General features: G+C 34.2%; 19 protein-coding genes. 4 read left to right on the forward strand and 15 right to left on the reverse strand.

Annotation, left to right across the window (positions count from 1 at the left end; all coding sequences use genetic code 11):
* Positions 1–189 precede the first annotated feature (189 nt).
* Positions 190–1,410 (reverse strand): HAMP domain-containing sensor histidine kinase, encoded by a 1,221-nt coding sequence (locus tag RTL21_RS07750; RefSeq protein WP_312094970.1) that lies wholly within the window; start codon positions 1,408–1,410, stop codon positions 190–192.
* Between the two features lie 917 nt (positions 1,411–2,327).
* Here RTL21_RS07750 and RTL21_RS07755 point away from each other — a divergent pair.
* On the forward strand, positions 2,328–2,486 hold the full coding sequence (locus RTL21_RS07755) for a spore germination protein (protein WP_312094972.1): 159 nt from the start codon (positions 2,328–2,330) through the stop codon (positions 2,484–2,486).
* Between the two features lie 53 nt (positions 2,487–2,539).
* Positions 2,540–2,692, forward strand: a complete 153-nt coding sequence (locus RTL21_RS07760; RefSeq protein ID WP_312094974.1) for a hypothetical protein — start codon at positions 2,540–2,542, stop codon at positions 2,690–2,692.
* A gap of 130 nt (positions 2,693–2,822) precedes the next feature.
* On the opposite strand, the gene RTL21_RS07765 is transcribed toward RTL21_RS07760, so the two are convergent.
* The 9 genes from RTL21_RS07765 to RTL21_RS07805 form a co-directional block, all read right to left on the reverse strand.
* Positions 2,823–3,245 (reverse strand): DUF3830 family protein, encoded by a 423-nt coding sequence (locus tag RTL21_RS07765; RefSeq protein ID WP_312094976.1) that lies wholly within the window; start codon positions 3,243–3,245, stop codon positions 2,823–2,825.
* A 52-nt stretch (positions 3,246–3,297) separates the two neighbouring features.
* Positions 3,298–4,590, reverse strand: a complete 1,293-nt coding sequence (locus RTL21_RS07770; protein WP_312094978.1) for a CapA family protein — start codon at positions 4,588–4,590, stop codon at positions 3,298–3,300.
* Positions 4,591–4,694: 104 nt separating this feature from the next.
* Positions 4,695–5,567: an NAD(P)-dependent oxidoreductase gene (locus tag RTL21_RS07775; RefSeq protein WP_312094980.1), complete on the reverse strand. Its 873-nt coding sequence runs from the start codon at positions 5,565–5,567 to the stop codon at positions 4,695–4,697.
* 30 nt (positions 5,568–5,597) lie between these two features.
* Positions 5,598–6,854 (reverse strand): Zn-dependent hydrolase, encoded by a 1,257-nt coding sequence (locus RTL21_RS07780; RefSeq protein WP_312094982.1) that lies wholly within the window; start codon positions 6,852–6,854, stop codon positions 5,598–5,600.
* A 137-nt stretch (positions 6,855–6,991) separates the two neighbouring features.
* Positions 6,992–8,563, reverse strand: coding sequence for an ABC transporter substrate-binding protein (locus tag RTL21_RS07785; RefSeq protein WP_312094984.1), 1,572 nt, complete (start codon positions 8,561–8,563; stop codon positions 6,992–6,994).
* A gap of 129 nt (positions 8,564–8,692) precedes the next feature.
* On the reverse strand, positions 8,693–9,721 hold the full coding sequence (locus RTL21_RS07790; RefSeq protein WP_312094986.1) for an ABC transporter ATP-binding protein: 1,029 nt from the start codon (positions 9,719–9,721) through the stop codon (positions 8,693–8,695).
* Positions 9,684–10,700 (reverse strand): ABC transporter ATP-binding protein, encoded by a 1,017-nt coding sequence (locus RTL21_RS07795; RefSeq protein WP_312094988.1) that lies wholly within the window; start codon positions 10,698–10,700, stop codon positions 9,684–9,686. Before RTL21_RS07795 ends, RTL21_RS07790 begins: the two co-directional genes overlap by 38 nt.
* Before the next feature lie 28 nt (positions 10,701–10,728).
* The gene (locus tag RTL21_RS07800; protein WP_396954427.1) at positions 10,729–11,658 is read right to left on the reverse strand and encodes an ABC transporter permease; all 930 of its coding nucleotides are present in this window, start codon (positions 11,656–11,658) and stop codon (positions 10,729–10,731) included.
* Positions 11,659–11,675: 17 nt separating this feature from the next.
* A complete protein-coding gene (locus RTL21_RS07805) occupies positions 11,676–12,593 on the reverse strand; it encodes an ABC transporter permease (protein ID WP_312094990.1) in 918 nt (305 codons plus the stop codon).
* A gap of 625 nt (positions 12,594–13,218) precedes the next feature.
* Here RTL21_RS07805 and RTL21_RS07810 point away from each other — a divergent pair.
* Complete coding sequence (locus RTL21_RS07810; RefSeq protein ID WP_312094992.1) at positions 13,219–14,109, forward strand: LysR family transcriptional regulator; 891 nt, start codon at positions 13,219–13,221, stop codon at positions 14,107–14,109.
* 339 nt (positions 14,110–14,448) lie between these two features.
* On the opposite strand, the gene RTL21_RS07815 is transcribed toward RTL21_RS07810, so the two are convergent.
* The 4 genes from RTL21_RS07815 to RTL21_RS07830 all read right to left on the reverse strand — a co-directional run bounded on the left by RTL21_RS07815 (position 14,449) and on the right by RTL21_RS07830 (position 18,166).
* Positions 14,449–15,297, reverse strand: a complete 849-nt coding sequence (locus RTL21_RS07815; protein WP_312094994.1) for an aldo/keto reductase — start codon at positions 15,295–15,297, stop codon at positions 14,449–14,451.
* Positions 15,298–15,360: 63 nt separating this feature from the next.
* Entirely contained in the window at positions 15,361–16,548 is a 1,188-nt protein-coding gene (locus RTL21_RS07820; protein ID WP_312094996.1) for an MFS transporter, read from the reverse strand.
* Between the two features lie 196 nt (positions 16,549–16,744).
* The gene (locus tag RTL21_RS07825) at positions 16,745–17,212 is read right to left on the reverse strand and encodes a hypothetical protein (protein WP_312094998.1); all 468 of its coding nucleotides are present in this window, start codon (positions 17,210–17,212) and stop codon (positions 16,745–16,747) included.
* 48 nt (positions 17,213–17,260) lie between these two features.
* Positions 17,261–18,166, reverse strand: coding sequence for an FAD:protein FMN transferase (locus RTL21_RS07830; protein WP_312094999.1), 906 nt, complete (start codon positions 18,164–18,166; stop codon positions 17,261–17,263).
* A 421-nt stretch (positions 18,167–18,587) separates the two neighbouring features.
* On the opposite strand from RTL21_RS07830, the gene RTL21_RS07835 reads away from it, so the two are divergent.
* Entirely contained in the window at positions 18,588–19,505 is a 918-nt protein-coding gene (locus RTL21_RS07835; RefSeq protein ID WP_312095001.1) for an AraC family transcriptional regulator, read from the forward strand.
* 91 nt (positions 19,506–19,596) lie between these two features.
* On the opposite strand, the gene RTL21_RS07840 is transcribed toward RTL21_RS07835, so the two are convergent.
* Positions 19,597–20,280, reverse strand: a complete 684-nt coding sequence (locus RTL21_RS07840; RefSeq protein WP_312095003.1) for a DUF4405 domain-containing protein — start codon at positions 20,278–20,280, stop codon at positions 19,597–19,599.
* Positions 20,281–20,405: the final 125 nt, after the last annotated feature.

A 20,405-nucleotide genomic window follows, 5' to 3' on the forward strand; every position in this document is an offset into this window, starting at 1 on the left:
AAATAAACTAAATGTTATTCTGTAAACGAAATAGCATGCTGTTATCCTTTGTAAAAAGCTAAGCTTTCTCCTATAAAATGAGCGTTAATTCTTCTTAAGCTTAATTGTCCTATTAATAAAGAAAACGTCTAAATCCTTATTTACAAGTTTTTAGACGTTTCACAACAAACTTATTAAAATGATAATTTCCTAACTATTGGCTTTTACAATCGGAAAAGTCACCGTAACCTCTGTCCCTTTTCCTTCCTCGCTACAAAAGTTAATCGTTCCATCATACTTTTGGATAATATTATAACAGATCATTAAGCCTAATCCTGTTCCTTTGGCTTTTAATGAATAGAAAGGAGTTCCTATTTGCTCTAATTGTTCCTGACTCATTCCTGCACCGCTATCGATTATCACCATTTTCACTCTATCCTGTTCCCCTATTACTTTTACTCGAATCGTATCTCCATGATGGGAAGCTTCAATCGCATTTTTCAATAGATTTACAAATAATTGCTTAAACTCCATGATATTACATTGGATTTCGTAGTCATTTTCCATTTCTAACTCCATATGAATCGTATCAATCATTGCATATGTATTTAGTAAGTCCATCACTGTATGAAGTGCAAGGTTGACCGAAATAACCTCAGTCTCCGTTTTCACCGGCTTTGCCAATGATAAAAAATCAGAAATAACTGTCTCTGCAACTTGTAACTCATCCAACATCAATTTATAATGCTTTCTCATATGTTCTGGTAGCTCCTTATCCTCTTCATGCAGTTGGATAAATCCTTTCACTACCGTAATAGGATTGCGAATTTCATGTGCAACAGCTGCCGCGAGCTGTCCAGTTGTCTTTAGCTTTTCATCTTGCTTCACTTGAACGTAATACAACTCTTGTTCCTTCATCTTTTTTTGAAAGAGAAGGAACAGGAAAAGTAGCAAAAGCTGTATACCAAAGAAGTTAATGGCTACTCCAGTGTAGTCCAAATAGTTGTAAGTATGTATACTATGTGTACCATACTTCATTAAATAGATAATAACACTAATCGTTATTGTAATATTACTCACCAATGTAATATAGAATAATTTTATATGTAAAAACAATACTGGAATAACTGGGATAAAACAAATAAGCAATATCAAAGCAAATCTGTCTGGAAACCGTAAAAACATAAAGAAAAAGTAGGCAGACATCAAAAGAATAATCATGGCTCTAAAATTCCCTGAGTCCTTTTTCGGAAAAATGATTAATAGAGTAGAAATGCTCAAAACAAATAAAAATTGCAAAATGAAAGAGAAAGAAATGATTCGATCATCTACTATGTAAATTAATACTAACCCGCCACTCATTAATGTAATAAATATGCCAATAATAATACGATAAAGCTTTATACTTGGTAAAAATTCATTGTCTATCATTTGAAAAGTCCTCACAATACTATGTATCATACTAAATTATTAGAAAAATTGTTCATTTGGATAGGTAGAAAAGTGGTACCATAAAAAACACCATTTTAAGATACTCACTTTATAATCACCAAACGCATGCCGTTAGTTGATTAAGTATCCTTGATATTCTGCTCGTAAAATGCCATAAACATAAACAATTTCCTACTCGCTAGGTAAAAGTCTATTTTACCTTAATGTTCCTACTTTTTGTAGTCTAGCTTTCTCTAAAACTAACGCTATATTTCTTGTTATAGCTAATGCCCTAATTTTATTTACATTCAATTAGTTAATTCAAAATATATTATCTTACTTACTCGCTTCCATCGCTAAACTATTCCCCCATAATCTCTACCTATCCAATAACCAAGTTCACCTTTTACTTTTATCTATTAAAATGGTAATAGCACCTAATATTTCATTTGATTCCTTGTTTTAATATTAAAGAAATATCTTAATACCTTCTTTTCTTATATATTTTTCTTAGAAATTATTTCATATAGGATTTTTCTTAAACGAAACTCCCCCTATAGCTCCATAGCAAAAACCCAATATTATAAAAAAATCTTAACTTTTAGAAAAAAATGACTATCTCTAGGACAGCCTTTTCTAAATTAAAAGAAACGGAAGGTTATTTTTTATATACCCTTTCAAGGCGCTTGCATATGTTGCTCAAAGTAGAGAATTAAAATCTATTACAGAACCTTGACAGATCCTTCTGTACATGATCCTAGAGACAGTTTTACAGAATCACTTATAACAAATACATCTTTGATTCACAGCAGAATTAAACATTATGCCATTACAGATGAAAAAACTTTTGCTTCGATTCTACTTTATGATATTGGGTATCTTATGTGCTTTTTTGAATTTGAAAAGAAGTAATTGTATTGGTTGCATATCCTTGCAGTTTGCAATCATTCGGAGTACCTTACTTAGCTCCTTTTCCTCCAATCATATTAGCAGATTTAAAAGATTCCCTTATCCGTGTACCCCTGCCATTTATGACGAAACGCCCTCGTTTAATTAAAAAAAGGAAATTCTCCTAGAGCAATCAAGCAAAGAGGAAAGAAAACAAATAAAAAGCCTATGAGTGATGCAAATGAAACGTAATATTTTTTTACTGCTTTTCCAATGCTGTACTCCCATATTTTTATCTGGCTGTTGGGACAGCAGAACATTACAAAATCTAAGCATTATATCAGGAATTGCAATTGATAAAGATGATTCCCCCTATAGTTTATTATTTTCATAATAATTAGGACATGAACCCACCCTAAAAATCTTGTTTTATCCTATTAAACTTTTAATAGCCCCTTTGTAATCAAACAAAGAGGCTAACTTTTTCACCAAATAATGATTTTTAGTTTTAATCCAATAAATTTTTAGTCTAGTAATTCAAATACTAACTCTTGTGCACCTTCCCATCGAACTTTTCTTCCGAATTCCGCTAACTGCTCTATCCCTTCTTCAATTGTTAAAAAATGATTTCCTGCCAATTGGCCTCTTGGACAAGCAAATCGATTGCCGCCATATGGCATATAAATCTCTCCTGAGTTTCCTTTTTTATCACCCGGATATAATAAAATATGTCCGGGTGAAGGATAGCTAGTTGCATTTTCAAAAGGAACGTCTATAGCAATATAATTAAGATCTGTAAAAACAGCGGATCCACTCCAAGCTCCTTGAATCATTTGTACTTTAAGAGGCAATTGTTCCAATAGCCATTTGCATGATTCCGGAGTATTGCCTTCTTCCGTTCTTATAATAAATTCAAAATTTCCTGAAGTCATTTTTAAAAGTGTCATATAAAATCCTCCTATTTAATATAAATATTTTTTTAGAAAACTATAAGTTTAATTAATAAACTAAATTAGTTATTATTCCTTTGCCATCTTTTACTTCAATTTCCGTACCAAAAGATGATGATAGATGTTGAAGTTCACTTATAATTCTTTCACTTGCCTCTTTTTTAGCAATTTCAGGCGTTCCTTTTTTAGACCTAGGTTGGTCAAATCCCAAAGTAATGGGGTGTAAAACAATATTATTTACATGGTTATCTGAAATATCAAAAGTTGCTATGATAGATTCATAGGTTTTGGGATTTGTTTCATTATTCATTATTCCTCCCGACTTCACTCGAAAATCATACCCATCCGCAGTACAATGTTCTTCATACAAATTACCGTATTTCTCATAAAACTCAGTTGGTTGTCTTTCTATTAGTTCAGCTTGGTAAAAAAAGTCACCCAGTCCATGAAAAATGGGTCTCTTTTTATAAATTTCAATCCCTCTTAAAACATGCGGCCCATGGCCAATATACGCATGGGCACCCTCATCAATAACCATATGAGCAAATTCTCTTTGGAAATCAGTCAATTGTTCTTTTTGCAAACCTCTCATTTCATGTGAGTGACAACTTACAAGAACAATATCAGCTTGACGCAATGCCTCTGAAATTGATTTTTTTATGCGCTTTGCGTCAAATGGATTCATTACTGTATAAGTTCCGGAATCACCTGCTTCAAAGAAATAATCTCCAAACTTAAATAGTCCATCTTCATTATTCAAAATACGTTTATTAATTTCCGTTTGCTCTGCCACTCTTTTTAAAACATTTAATTGTTCTTCATTTACTTTATGAATAGTCCTAAAGTGAAGAGGATTAATTCCAGGTCTACCAATAAAGTCTTTTCTCTGTTCTCCAGCTGGATGCCAGTCACGGAAGGTTGTATTGACAGCAATAATCGCCACCCTTCCTTTAGAAGTTTCTAGATATCTTGGACGTGAAGCCTCGGAAAGATTTCTACCAATGCCAGCATAAACAACTTGTTCACGATTTAAATTTTCCATAGTTCTCAATAGACCACTATGTGACCAATCCAAACTGTGATTACTAGGACAAGACATGATATTAAAACCAAGCCAACTTAAATCTGATAATACAGCGGGTTCAGCATTTATCCAATCACCCCCACTATGTTTCGAGGGGTAAATATCGTTCTCATAACTATGTATAGAAGTCTCTAAATTTGTAAATCTTACATCAGTCATCCCCAATATTTCCTTTAAAGCTATAAGTCTTTCATCTTCCCTAGGCAATCTCTGTGTCACTAAGGCATCACCAGTTACAGCAATAGATAACTTATCCATTTCTCCCACCATCCTTATAACAATACGTAGACTTTGGTTTATTTTTTCAAACCAGTCTACTTTAGAAAAAATGGGGACCTACCTTCCCCCACATATTTATTAAATTAGGTTAATTTTGAAAATTTATTTTCTGATAAATAATCTGTAATCCCCATAACATCTTGTTCCCCTAAGCCATCTTCCAACGCTAAACGGAAAGCTTCCTCTACAGCTTTTGCTAAAGGCGAAATCGTACCTGTATTTTTTACAAGACCCAAATCCTTTGTCATATGCTTAAGAGGAAAAGCTGCAGGATATTCATTTTTTAATATATTTTCAGTTTTAATTTGAGATATATCTGTCCCTACAGCACTTTCATTAATTATTGTCATCATCTCTTCTCTTGTTATTCCATGTTTCTCTGCAAAGAGAATAGATTCTGCTATGCCTTGAATAGTAATTCCTAATAATAGATTTATAGCTAATTTAGCAATACTCCCAGAACCGTTATCACCTAAATAGAGGGATTTCTTGCCTAGGATATCAAACAATGGTAACACATTTTCATACACATCTTTTTTTCCACCAATCATGATTACAAGATTGCCTTCTTTCGCTGGCTTCACACTCCCAGATACAGGAGCGTCTAAAAAATATGCACCCATTTTTTCACACTGGTCTGCTATAGATTGGGAAGTTTCAGGAGAGACGGTACTCATATCAATAAATAATTTTCCTTGCACATCACCATTCTTAAGTAATCCTCCTTCAGAACTATATACCGACTTCACTGCATCATCATCAGAAACCATTGTGATAATAACATCACTGAAGTAGACTACTTTACTTGGATCCTCACAAAAAGTAGCACCGATATTTACAAGTGACTCAGCCTTTGTTTTTGTTCGATTATATATAAATAATCGTTGATCTGCTTTCACTAAATTCTCTGCCATTACCCTTCCCATATTGCCTAATCCTATCCAACCTATATTCAATATAATCCCCTTCTCTTTCAATATATTTTATTACTTTACCAAAATAGCTAAATCAAGAAGCGTATGAAAAAGGACATTTGTTCCATTTACACAATCCTCAGGTGAACTCCACTCTGCTGGATGATGACTTACACCATCCTTAGAGCGAACAAAAATCATACCCATTGGACAAAATCCCTCAAAATTCCCTGAATCATGTCCTGCTCCACTAGGAAGACTAAAAACATCAACATTAGATTTTAAACAAGCATCTTTAATGATATTTTGGATTGACTCTGAACATAGCTTAGATTCTCCTTTTCGCCATACTAAAATTTCCATATCAATTCCTGATTCCCGACATATTTCCTTTGCTCTCAACAACACTTTTTCTTCAACAGTATTTCGTACATTATCATGCAAGTCCCTTATATCAACTGAAAACTCTACCCTATCTGGTATTACATTGGCTCCCCCTGGAAAGACCTCTAATTTACCTACAGTCCCTACAGTTGTTAGGGTTTTATTAGCTTCTTCATTTATCAATTGTATGATTTTTGCAGCAGCAACTAGAGGATCTCTTCTTATATTCATAGGAGTAGTTCCTGCATGGCCAGCTTCCCCTCTTAATAGGATCCTTCCTCTTGATGACCCGCATATACCTGACACAATTCCAACCGACTGCTGTTTTTGTTCTAAAACTTTTCCTTGTTCAATATGAAGTTCCACATGAGCTTTTATCGACTCCCTTGATCGTCGAGCCTCTTGAACTTTATTTGGATCAAGCCCATTTAATTTCAATGCATCTCTAATTGTCATTCCATTACTGTCCATATGGTTAAGTGTTTCATTATTCCATTTGCCTGTCATTGCTCTGCTGCCAGAATAACCTGCTTTAAATCGACATCCTTCTTCATCTCTATAAGCAAGGACCTCAATTGGATGTTCCGTTATAATACCCTGCTCTTCCATTACTTGTAATACTTCAATTCCACCTATAATTCCTAAACTGCCGTCAAATTTTCCTCCTTCATAGACCGTGTCACTATGTGAACCAGTAAGAACTACAGGAGCACTTGGATTTTCTCCTTCTTTTCGTCCTATTAAATTTCCCGCGAAATCATATCTAACAGATAATCCCGCTTCTTTCATATATAATTCTATTAATTCTAGTCCTTTTTTGTCTTCCTCGGAAAAGGCAATACGGGAAACACCACCAGACACACCTTTTCCGATATTACCCAGTTCAATCAAACGGTTGAAGAGACGTTCTTTATTAATCTTAATATTTATACTATCTTTAATCATAAGAACCTCCTATCTTTTGTGTACAATAAATATATATTCCTTCATATATTTACTAGAAATATAGCAGGGCAGTACAATCTATACCACCCAATATATTTCGAAATTTCAGATAATAAACCTGATGAATAAAGTAATAATTATTCTTTCTTCTTCATGTTTTCCACTAGTATGTCTTTGTTTATTGGCGGGTTAAATTCTATTTTTTCATTTACAGCATTATAGTATTGTTCTTGATAAAGATAAATGTATGGTAATTCTTCAGCTACAATTTGCTGAATTTCCTTATATTGTTCCATTCTTTCTGCTGTATTCAAATTCGAAATGGCACTGACTAAAAGTTCATCAACTTTTTGATTCTTATAACCTAGACGTTCTGGATATCTTTCTGAATGGAAAGAATCCAAAGGTAAATATGGATCAAACATACTATTACCATAACCAACAAGCATTAAAGCATCATTTTTTCCGCTATTTCTAATCTCTACATATTTACTATTTTCTAGTATTTGAATTTTAACTTTTATGCCAGCCTCTTCAAGCATTCCAGCTATTATTTGACCTAGTTCAGCATCCATTAAATAACGTCCCTGTGGTACTTGAAATGTCAATTCAAGTGGATTTCCCTTGTCATACCCAGCCTCTTTTAATAACTGTTTTGATTTTTCCAAATCATAACGATAAGTATTATATAAGTCTTCATTAAGACCAGCAGTACCAGGAACAATAGAGGTTCTTGTAGGAGTTCCATTTCCTTGAAATATATTTTCTATTATCGCTTTATTATCAATTGCATAATCTATTGCTTGGCGTACTTTTGGATTGGAAGTAGGAAATTGTTTATTTTGGTTCACTATAAGTGACATTACTTGGCTGGAGTCAGCTTCAATGACTTTAGTGCCTTTATTATCATTTATTCTTGTCCATTCAGCAGGTGGAACTTCCTGTATAAAGTCAACGCCTCCAGTTAATAATTCATTCACACGGGTTGCTGCCTCTGGAAGTATTCTAAGTATCGCCTCATCCCAATTGGATACATCCCCTCTAAAATAATCATTAAACTTTTGTAAAGTTAGTTGATTATCCACAAGGTATTCTTTTATTTGATATGGACCTGATCCTATTGGATGCTGCAAGAAGTAATCTATGCCATTTTTATCAATATAATCCTTAGGAAGAATACTAGCCCCCATCATTCCCAAGCGATTTAACAATGTTGGGTCTGGTTCATTCGTTATGATTTCAAAATTAAGATCATCTTTGACCTTTACTTCCTTTATAGTAACAAATCTACTATTTTCTAATAAGGATTCATCGTTCATGACACGCTCAAGGGTAAACTTGACATCCTCTGATGTCAATTCTTCTCCATTATGAAATTTTATGCCATTGTTTAGAGTAAATTCCCATGTTGTATCATTAGCCCTTTTATACTCTGACACTAAATAGGGCAAGAATTCTCCCTTATCATTCATTCTGAAAAGAGTATCGTAAATGTTCATAATGGGAGAACCAAGACTGCCATTATTTTGTGGATCAAATGTCAAAATTGTTCCTGATAAACCTACTTTGATGGTATTAGAAGAACCTTCTGCTTCTCCATTATTATCTACTTTAGTTGAGCCATTGCTACTACAAGCAGTTATGAATAACATTGTCATCATCGCTAGTACGATTAAAAATGAACGTATATTACATAGCCTTATTTTCAAAAATATAACCACCTTATTTTATTATTAGTAAATAATATAGGAACATACTATTTAGAACTTTTGCATTGGATTTTTTATTTAGAAAAGCTTATAGATTAATGTTTTAATTGTTTAAGAGATCAGGGATATTTATGTTATCGTCTCAAGAGTTAATTCTCTACTTTTATTTTGTAAAATAGGGTAATGACAAGCTACTGAATGTTGACTATCATGCTCAATAATGACCGGTTCTTCCATTTTACATTTCTCATTTGCATAGGGGCATCTTGTGTGAAATCGACATCCTATTGGTGGATTCGCTGGATTAGGTAACTCCCCTTCTAATATAATTTGTTCCTTTTTGTCTCTATACGTAGGATCAGGTATTGGCACTGCTGATAGTAATGCTTTTGTGTATGGATGGAGAGGACTTTGAAACAATTGCTCCTTTGTACCTAATTCCACTACTTTCCCAAGGTACATCACAGCAACTCGATCACTAATATGTTTAATTGCTGGCAAACCATGTGCAATAAATACATAAGTTAGGTTATAATCTCTTTGTAATTTAGTAAGGAGATTTAATATTTGTGCCTGTATTGATACATCTAATGCAGACACCGGTTCGTCACATATAATAAGCTTCGGATTTAATGCTAGCGCTCTTGCAATGCCAATTCTTTGTCTTTGTCCCCCGCTAAATTCATGTGGATATCTATATGCGTAGCTTGGACTTAAACCAACAACGTCCATTAACTCTTCTACACGCTTTTTGAGTTCCCTTCCCTTTGCAATCTTATGTGAGATTAAAGGCTCAGAAATAATATCAAATACCCTCATTCTTGGGTTTAAAGAAGAAAATGGATCTTGAAATATCATTTGAATATCTTTTCTCTGTTCCCTCATTTCTTTCTCCGATAAATCTCTTAAATTTCTTCCTTCAATTAAAATTTCTCCTTCAGTTGCTTCTATTAATCTTAAAATGGCATTGCCTGTAGTTGACTTTCCACAACCTGATTCCCCTACAATTCCAAGTGTTTCTCCTGTATACACTTTCAAATTAATCCCATCTACAGCTTTTAAATACTGTCTTTCTTTGCGAAACCATTTTTTTGTAATATCATAATACTTTTTTAGACCTTTAATCTCTAGTAATGGCTGTTCTTTCCTCAAGCTCATTCAAAACCACCTCTCCTTCTTCGTGCAGCCAGCAACGAACTTGATAATTTACTTTTAATTCGCTAATATTGGGTTCCTGCTGAATACATTTTTCCATCGCATAAGGGCATCTTGGATGAAACCGGCAACCTTTTGGCATATCAGACGGAGTTGGAACAGTGCCTCTAATAGCTTGCAATTCTTCCTTTAATTCATTAATTTTAGGTGTACTTTTCATTAGTCCCTTTGTATAAGGGTGTTTGGGATCAGCAAATAATTCGAACACTTCCCCTTGCTCCACAACTTGTCCTGCATACATTACGATTACTCTATCCACCATCTCTGCAACAACCCCTAAGTCATGGGTAATTAAGATTATTGCAGTATCTAATTCATCCCTGAGCTTTTTCATTAATTGAAGGATTTGTGCTTGAATGGTTACATCCAAAGCAGTAGTCGGTTCATCCGCAATAAGAAGTTTAGGATTACAGGATAGTGCCATCGCAATCATCACACGTTGTCGCATACCACCACTTAATTCATGTGGATAAGAATCATAAACTTTTTCTTCTCTTGGTATACCAACTTTTCTTAACATCTCTATTCCTTTATTGCGAGCTTCTCTTCTTCCAACCTTTTGATGTAGCTTAATCGCTTCGCTAATTTGGAACCCAACAGTGAACAATGGATTTGATGAGGATAATGGTTCTTGAAATATCATGGAAATTTCATTACCACGCAATTTTCTTATTTCCTTATTTTTCATTTTAGTAAGGTCATGGTTTCCAAACAAAATTTCACCATCGACTATCTTTCCTGGTGCCTTTACAAGGCCCATAATAGAGAAAGAAGTTATACTTTTTCCACAACCTGATTCACCAACGATGGCTACTACTTCCCCTTTATTTACTTGAAATGACACACCGTCTACTGCTGGTATTTTCCCACTTTCAGTATAAAAGTAAGTTTTTAATCCTTTTACATCTAATAAAAGATTCATATAACAGATACCTCCCTAGAAGAATTCATTAAGATCGACCTCCTTGTTGAAATGGATCCATTACATCTCGTAACCAATCTCCTAAGAAAGTAATCCCTATAACAGTAATCGTGATAGCTATACCTGGAAAAGTAGCAATCCACCAACTAGTAGATAGATACGCTTGCCCTTCACTTAACATATATCCCCAAGAAACGGTTGGCGGTTGTATTCCTAGGCCAAGAAAACTTAGTGAAGATTCTGATATTATTGCTGATGCCACATTCAAAGTTGATATTACAATAAAGGTTGAAAAAATATTTGGCAGTAAATGCTTAGTCATGATTGACCTTTTTTTGGTTCCTATTGAATGGGCAGCCTTTATAAAATCTCTTTCCTTCAGACTTAAAACTTCTCCGCGTACAAGCCTTGTATAAGAAACCCAATCTGTAAACCCCATTACTAGAATTAATGTTATTAAACTAGGTCCGAATACTCCGATAAGTACTAACATTATTAAGATGCTTGGTAAGGCTAAGAATGCATCTGTAATTCTCATAACCACTGCATCAATCCAGCCTCCAAGGAAACCAGAGATTATCCCTAAGAATGCCCCAATAGCTCCTGACAATATTACAGCACATATACCGACAAGCAAGGATACTCTTGATCCATAAATAATTCGGCTAAGAACGTCCCTTCCTAAATTATCTGTCCCAAGAATAAATTCTGCTGATCCACCTTCCACCCAAAATGGAGGTTTTAAAATATTAGCTGAATTAACTTTAGCTGGATCATGCGGCGAAATAGCTGGAGCTAATATAGCCAATAAGATAACAAGTAATACTACGATTAACCCAGTTAAACCTGTCCTGCTTTTAAACAAGAGCATTGACCATCTTTTAATTGGACTAACTTTTTTTTCAATTTCATAGGATACTTGTACAGGGGAGCTAATTTTTTGGGTATTAATAGTCACTGTTTCTTACCTCCTTCTTATTCATATTTAATCCTTGGATCAACGATTCTATATAAAATGTCTCCCACCATATTCATAACAATTACTAATATCGATATTATAAAAACGCCAGCCTGGACAATAGACATGTCACGAGAGTTAACTGCTTGGACAAGCAGTTGACCTATACCTGGATAAGCAAAAACAGTTTCTGTTATTAAAGATCCTCCAATGAGAAAAGGCAATTGAACCGTCATAATAGTGATAATTGGAATTAAACAATTTTTAAATGCATGGCGATATATAACCACATAATTTCTTAGCCCCTTGCCAATTGCTGTACGAACGTAATCTTGATTTAGTGCTTCAAGCATATTTGACCGAATTAATCTTGTCATTTCTGCTGCAGTTCCGCCACCTAACGTCAATGCTGGCAAAATCATATGCCAGAATGTCCCACTTCCAGAAACAGGGAATATAGGAAATAATACAGCAAATAATAGAATGAGCATCAGCCCTTGCCAGAAATTTGGCATAGCTTTTCCTAATACAGATGTGCCTGTAATAAAAAGATCAACATAAGAGTTTTTTCTAGTGGAAGACCAAACACCAAGTGGTATTGCAATAATTATCGCTATTAACATTGCTAATCCGCCCAATTGTGCAGATGCCGGAAGCCTATCCAGCACAATATCTAAAGCATCCATATTATAACGAAATGATTCGCCAAAATTACCAGTCATCATATTTTTAAGAAATATCCAATACTGCATTAAAAAGGGTTGGTTTAACCCTAAAGCTTCTCTTAAAGTAGCTACTTCTTCGTTCGTAGCAGTATCTGGTAACATTAAAGATACTGGGTCTCCAGCTAAATAAACAAGTACAAATACGATAAAAGAAATAATAAAAAGAACGGGTATAATCTGAAATAAATATTTACTTAAATACCTTTTCAATTGAACACCTCCGATAAAACTAAATATTCAGAATTCTATTTTTTTTATAAGAGAATTTATATCACCTCTCACATTTGCATGTTGTTTTATCTTTTGGATAATTCACTTACTCTGATTAAGTTGTGACCTAATTTATTAAGAGAAATTTATACTTCATCTTATTCTCCTATTACCAATAAACTTTTTCCTATATAAGGAAATTACGAAACTATCTTTTTTAAGATCATCCGCATCTTTTTCTATTAAAACTATTGCTCTATATGCCCCTTCTCAATGTCGTTAAAATATCCCACCACGCTCTCAAAATGGTGATTAAAAATACTACAAGTACTAATACTCTAAATATCAGGAAAAAATATAGTCATAATAAAAGGGAATTTTTTTATACTTTACATCACTCCATAATGTTATATTTTATAACTTAGCTGATTAATGTCTATTATAGATAGCCTTAGTAATAAATAAAAGAACCTATAATTCATAAGATTCATAACTATTAGTTATAACATACTAATAATCACGTTTTATATAATTATATTGTTAGGTTTTCTTACACGAAAATTTATTTTTATTATTTTTTATGTACAATAAGTTTATTAATATTTGCTAGTAGAAGGGAGTAATAATGGAGCTTAGACAAATAGAATATTTTGCAGAGGTAGTTAAACACTCAAGTTTCACCAAAGCATCAGATTTCACCAAAGCATCAGAGTATCTTAATGTATCCCAACCTGCTATCAGTAAGGCAATTCGCAAACTAGAAGCAGAACTTAATATCATGTTATTTAAAAGAACCTCTAAAGGTTTAACATTAACTGATGCAGGAAAAATTGTTCTCAAAAATACTAGTTTTATCTTAGATTCCTTCAGCAATATAAAGCTAGAGCTGGAAGATACAATTAATTTAAAAAATGGGGAACTAAATATTGGTATTCCACCTATCATTGGGACAACTTATTTCACTGAATATATTTCAAAGTATTTAACTTTATATCCAGAAATAAACTTAAATCTATTTGAAATAGGCACAAATAGTATAAAGGCAGAATTGGAAGAGGGTAACTTAGATATTGGACTAATATGCAGTCAAATTCATTCAGAAAACAACTTAGTCATAAAGCAGATTATGAAGGATCCTCTAAGACTAGTCGTACACTCAGATCATCCGCTTGCTGCTAAGAAAATAGTCTCTATTAATGAATTAAAAGATGAACCTTTTATTATGTTAAGAAAAGATTTTTCATTACACACTAAATTAATTGAATACTGCTCTCTTTATAATTTTCACCCTAAAATTGTTTTAGAAAGTTCACAAAAAGAATTTATGCTTGAAATGGTTAATTCCAAACTAGGTATATCTATACTTCCAGAAAAAACGTGTAATAATATAAAGCAATTAGCGATTACTACAATCCCTTTAAAAACAAGCAATTTAAATCTAGAGTTAGGAATTGCCTGGAAAAAGACCGAATATATCCCTTATGCATTAAGAGCATTTATTTCCTTATTTAATTAAAGCTGTTTAAGGTAGTTTGTCTACACTTTTAGAATTATACTTACAAAACACCCGAATAACTATTATAGTATAATTACGATTAAAAAATCAGATATAATTTCCTAAAGTGCGGATAATATTCTTCATTTAGATTCAGCAATTTATATGGCTTATTCACTTATATACAAATAAAATATCCTCTCAAGTAAGAATATGGTTATTTCCATATAATTACTCAAGAGGATATTGATTTCCATCCGCAAAGTACACTTTCCTACTGCTTGTTCTTTTTTGATAGGAGATGTGGTATTAAATAAGACGAATCCTGTTTATTAGGGCTTCGTAAACAGCGTATTCAGATTAAAGTTCGATTCTTCTACTGGCCATCCATTTAATCATAGCTGGATCAGCATGAGAGAAAAATTGGCTTTCACCTACATTGAGAGTCGCGATTGCTTTCTTATCTTCTTCATTAAGTTGGAAATCAAAGACATCAATGTTTTCAGCCATTCTTTCAGGTTTAGTTGATTTGGCCAGAACCACGATATCATTTTCCACTAACCAGCGAACAATCACTTGTGCAACTGACTTGTTATATTTTTTACCGATTGAAGTTAACACTTCATTTGTGAAGATACCATTTTTCCCTTCAGCAAAAGGTGCCCAGGCTTCTGGTTGGATACCTTCAGCTTTTAAAGCCTCGATTGCTTCAGTTTGTTGCTGGAATGGATTGATTTCAATTTGATTTACAGCTGGGGTAACTTCATTGAACTCTGCTAAATCAACAGCACGATCAACAGCAAAATTTGAAATACCAATTGCACGAATTTTTCCCGCCTTGTGTAATTCCTCCATTGCTCTCCAAGCACCATAAACATCATTGAAAGGTTGATGAATAAGCAGTAAATCCACATAATCTAAACCTAAGCGATTAAGTGACCCTTGAAATGATTCCATCACTCCGTTATAAGATGCATTTTCAACCCATATTTTCGTTGTAATAAATAATTCTTCTCGGTCAATGCCTGAGTTTTTTATACCTTGTCCAACTTCAGATTCATTCATATATGATTGAGCAGTATCGATGTGACGATATCCTGCCTTAATTGCATCAATTACAGCTTGTTCTGTTTCTTCCTTTGGAATTTGGTAGACTCCGAATCCTAAAATTGGAATTTCAATACCGTTGTTTAAGGTTACATTTTTCATGTTAATTCCTCCATTTAATTATTTTAGAAACAAATTGACTTTCTTACACGCATTCGAATACTTTTAAAGATGTGAAGGATTGTTACCTTCTTTTGTTAATAGCTCAGAACGTGATAATGAACGGGCTAAAATAAAAAGAACTGAGGCGCACACAACTGAAATCGCACTGACCCAAGTGATTACCATAATAGAAATGCTACTTACTGTAATACCTCCAATACCTGCTCCTGCTGCAAAACCAAGTTGAACAAAAGAACTATTAAGACTAAGCACTATTCCGGATGCCTTTGGTGCTAGAGATACCAAATTAAAATTCTGAGTTGGACCAAACATCCAAACGGCAACTTCCCAAAGCATTAACATAACAACCGAAAAGACTATCCACTTAGAACCAGCAGATAACAATACTAATGCTATAAGTTGGAGCAACATGGAGCCCATGAGTGTACGAAAGGTACCAAAACGATCAGCGAATAGACCACCTATTTTAGAACCAACTACACTTGCAAGGCCCATTGCAAAAAGAACGACACTTATTTCATGTTTAGCCGCAGGCATAATTTCTGTCAAATAGGGAGTTATATACGTATCGACAACCGAAAAGCCTATAAAGATAAAGAAGGTAACTCCAAGCGTAACTGCAATTTGTGGATTTTTTAATGGAGCCATTCTCTTGCTGAAAGGCATAGCCCCTTCTCCTTCCAAGTTTGGAATAGCTTTTGCAACAACAAATACTGAGAGTAAGCTAAAGATACCGATAATCCAGAAGATTGTTTTCCAATCATAAGATCCAGCGATAACACGTCCTATTGGTACTCCAAATACAAGAGAAGAGCTATAGCCCATCGCGACATTGGCCATTGCCCCACCCTGTTTGCCAGGTGAGGCAAGTTTTGCTGCAATAGAATAGGCAGTAACTACAAATACACCAGATCCTATTCCAAGTAGAACACGAGATGCCATTAAAAAGCCAAAGCCCGTAAAAGCCAGTGTTGATATGATTCCTATTAAGATAATTGATAGAGCCAGTAACAATTGTTTACGCTGGCTCATTTTTGCAGTTGCAACCATTACTACAGGTGTTCCAATTGCATTTCCAAGTGCGAATACTGTAACAAGTTGGCCAGCAGTTGATACGGACACACCAACAGATTCAGCAATTTTATCTAACATTCCTACAATCCCGAATTGGGAGGTGCCTACAAAGAAACTAATTAGTGCGAGCATGTAAATTTTCCAAGTATTATTCAAGTTGTATCATCCCCTTCCTTTCAATCAAGCAACAATAATACTGAAAGGATTCACCTATTTATTATGACTTATTTAGTTTCTCATTAGGTAACACATTCCTACCTATTCTTTGCCTATTCTTCTCATTTTTTGAAATACAACTGATAGTAATCACAATCAATTTCAAAGAAGAGAAGACATCTCTTTACATGTTTATCTATTCTGTTTTGTGGGGAGTGTCTATTGCCTGTTCTTTAATCTGTTCAATTGCATTATTAAATCCATCTGGGGTACCACTCGAACCAGCAAGTCGCCCCACATTAACCTCATCAATACTCTTACCTATCACAACCTTTGGAACTGCTTTTGCAAAGCGTTTTTGCAAATCGAGGGAAGTTTCATTCGTCGCGTGTGGGGTAACTTCAACATCAGTAATTAATTTATCTCTAAGCGTAACTTTAACTGTAATAGATGAAGGCAGACTTCCATATTCGCCAGTAGCTTGATATTCACCATCTCTATAGTCGGAGTCAGTTTCTAGATTAATATTTGTTTTAGAACGATTAGAACTAACATTGTTAACCTTTGTCGTTTTAATTTCATCTTCTTTATTTATAGAACATGAGCATAAAATCAGCGATATCGTTACTCCTGATATTGTTTTATATAAAATATTCTTATTCAATTTAGATTTTACACTCCCTCTTAAGATTGATAATTATCCTAATTATCTTTACGTAAAGATATCCCCTTCGAAATTCTTCGATATTTCAACGCAACCATCTGAAAACATTCTTACAAAGGAAAAATCAAAATCCTTTGTAAGTATGTCCCCACTTACAAAGAATAATGCAGTAGCCAATCCATCAGCAATTGCCGTTGTATCCGCAATTACCCACGTAGCAACTATATCTTTAACTGGGATGCCAGTTCGCCCATCAAAAACATGATGATAACCATTTCCCCATGACCTTCTATTGACTGCTGAAGCACAAAGGGATTTATTTTTAATGTTAACTACCCCTATTACTATTTCAGGATTAAAAGGGTGTTCAAGTCCAATCATAGTACCTGTGTGCCCCAAGTGAAGGATGTCTCCACTGCCGTCAATAACGAAATCATTATGTCCTACTTGAAGGAGCATGGATGAGATTATATCTACTAGATATCCCTTGCCTACTGCACCTATGTCAATTACAAATGGCCGTTTCGTTACTAGTGATTGCTTTTTACGTATGACATCCTTTGACCAATTCGGTCTTCCCAAGATATGTGCTTTTGCTCTAACTTTGTCTGAAGCTGGTTGTAAGGAGTATTTTCGATCATACCCTAGAAGTTCAAGATCTAGTCCTATAAGTGGATCTATAGCACCTAATGTTAACCTATGGAGTTGGTCATAGAGATTGAATAGCTCAAGTGAATCCTCTGGAAACTCAAAAATCCCACCAAAAGATGCGTTAGCAACCTTAGAAATTAGAGAATCAACTCGGAATCTGGAGTATACTTTTTCAAACTGTTCAATCCGTTCTAGAATTTTCCACTCCAATGTTTTCTCTAATGGCTCTATGGTCACGACTTCCCAATTACATCCTATTGCCTCAAAGAAAAATGTATAGTTTAAAGGAATTTCTGCATTCATAAATAAGACTCCTGCTTTTGTTATTTTATCTCTACATATAATCAACTATTAATAACATCGTTTCTTTCTTCCTACAATTTCCCCCGAGTGTTCTTGTGTTTCTATTCTTTTTTATCTGCTCTAAATTTATCCATTTATAACTGAAGGAAAATCTTAAAACTAAATTCTATTGAAACACTTATCATCACCTCAAAGTAATTTCCCTATGACCAATAATTCTAAACTATTTCGTAATGATTTTTCCAGCTTCTTTAACCATCTTCTTTCGACAATTACCTTTGTTAATTATATTATGCCCCGTATCTTTACTCTCTGTTATCCTATTCCTTTCAAATGTTTGCCTAATCCTTTCAAGACTACTTACATACAGCTAGAGCATGCTATATAATACAACTAATCCAAAATTAAAAGGAGGATATTAATGCCTAATCCAATTTATAGCCAATATGAAGAGCTAACGGATTTTATTAGAGGGTATTCAAATATAAATGGAACACACCAAACAGCAATACCATCTTTATTTTTTTCTCGGCAAACAAGTGAAATTGGTCCATCATACGGAGTTCATAAAACTTCATTATGTATAGTTGTTCAAGGATTAAAGGAAGTTTATCTTGCACAAGACCAATATATATATGGTCCTTCCGACTATCTTATAACCTCCCATAATGTACCAGTTACTGGTCAAGTTTTAAAGGCTTCCAACAACGATCCTTATTTGTCCCTGAAACTCGAATTCACACCAAATCAAATACTAGAGGTTTTGAATGATGCTGGTATAAGGACTGTTGCCAGGAACAATACTAAAAGAGCTATGTATATCAATAAAATTGAGTCAGCATTATTAGATGCAGTACTTAGACTTGTACGATTGTTAGAAAACCCCAATGATATTCCAGTCCTTGCCCCATTAGTCACAAAGGAAATTCTCTACCGTGTCCTACAAGGGCGAAATGGCATGGCGCTGGAGCAAATAGCCATTGAGGCAAGTAGTACAAACCGCATACATAATGTTATTGACCAAATTATTAAAAACTATGATAGACCATTTCGAGTGGAAGAGCTTGCCGACATTGCAAATATGAGCGTTTCATCCCTACACAGACACTTTAAGGAAGTTACTGCGATGAGTCCTATACAGTATCAAAAACAACTAAGATTACAGGAAGCTCGTCGATTATTATTATCAGAGACAACGGATGCTTCCGATGTTGCTTTTCAAGTAGGCTACGAAAGTCCATCACAATTTAGTAGAGAATATTCCCGAATGTTTGGTTTCCCGCCAATAGAGGACATAAAACGACTTAGAGCCGAAGTTGAACAACCAATAAAATCCTGAAGATGGTTTAAATTAGAAAAACCTAGCTACCAAGAAGGCAGCTAGGTTTTTTGTATACTAATATCTCGTTTAATATCTATCTATTAATAAGTCATTTACCTCTTACCTTTTCATTCTTCTGAACAAATTTTAGAGCATAATGAGTTCCGCTAATATAAATGCCCATAATAGAAAGGTAATCAACTAGAAATCCAAGAACGGAATCAGCAAGTAGGAAACTAGCAAAAGGATCATAAATGACTAGTTTAGATTCCAAATCTCTTTCGAAGGACGTCTTTACTCCATAAATAACTATGAGTACTGCCACAAGACGCAATCCAATCAAACGGATACGACTTCCCCCTGAAATACCAGTCATTTTACGCATTGAATTAACAATAACCCCCCAGGAAACCCCAATATGAATAGCCATGAAAATAAATCCCCAATAGGCTGTTATAACATGTATTTGTCGAAAAATCATATCATCGTTTACTTCCATAAAAGGGAATATGTCCTGTGATATTGGCAGGGAACTAATCAGCACCACAACCATCGATACGAGAAATAGCAAATTCACTACTACTTTTAGTAGACGTCTCAGATTGTACTTCCCTTTCATAATAGTCTTATACCATCGTCTGTTTAAAATATTATGCACAATGAAAAAGACCAGTAAGATTCCTCCTAGTAATTCGTGGATGGTATTTCCTGTAATCTGATAAGCCATTGCGAACAACATAAGAAATGTCATTCCTAAATCAATAACAAGTCTTATTACCATAATTGGCTTCATAAGTTCACCCCTTTCTCGTTTTATAGAATAGATTCTATAAATTATTCTCTATTTAAGAAGGCTGGCAGCGTCATAGGTGCTGCCAACTTTTCTTCTCTTATTCCTAATTGAAATAGAGAATAATT

The organism is Niallia sp. (assembly GCF_031978665.1).
Taxonomy (GTDB): domain Bacteria; phylum Bacillota; class Bacilli; order Bacillales; family Cytobacillaceae; genus Niallia.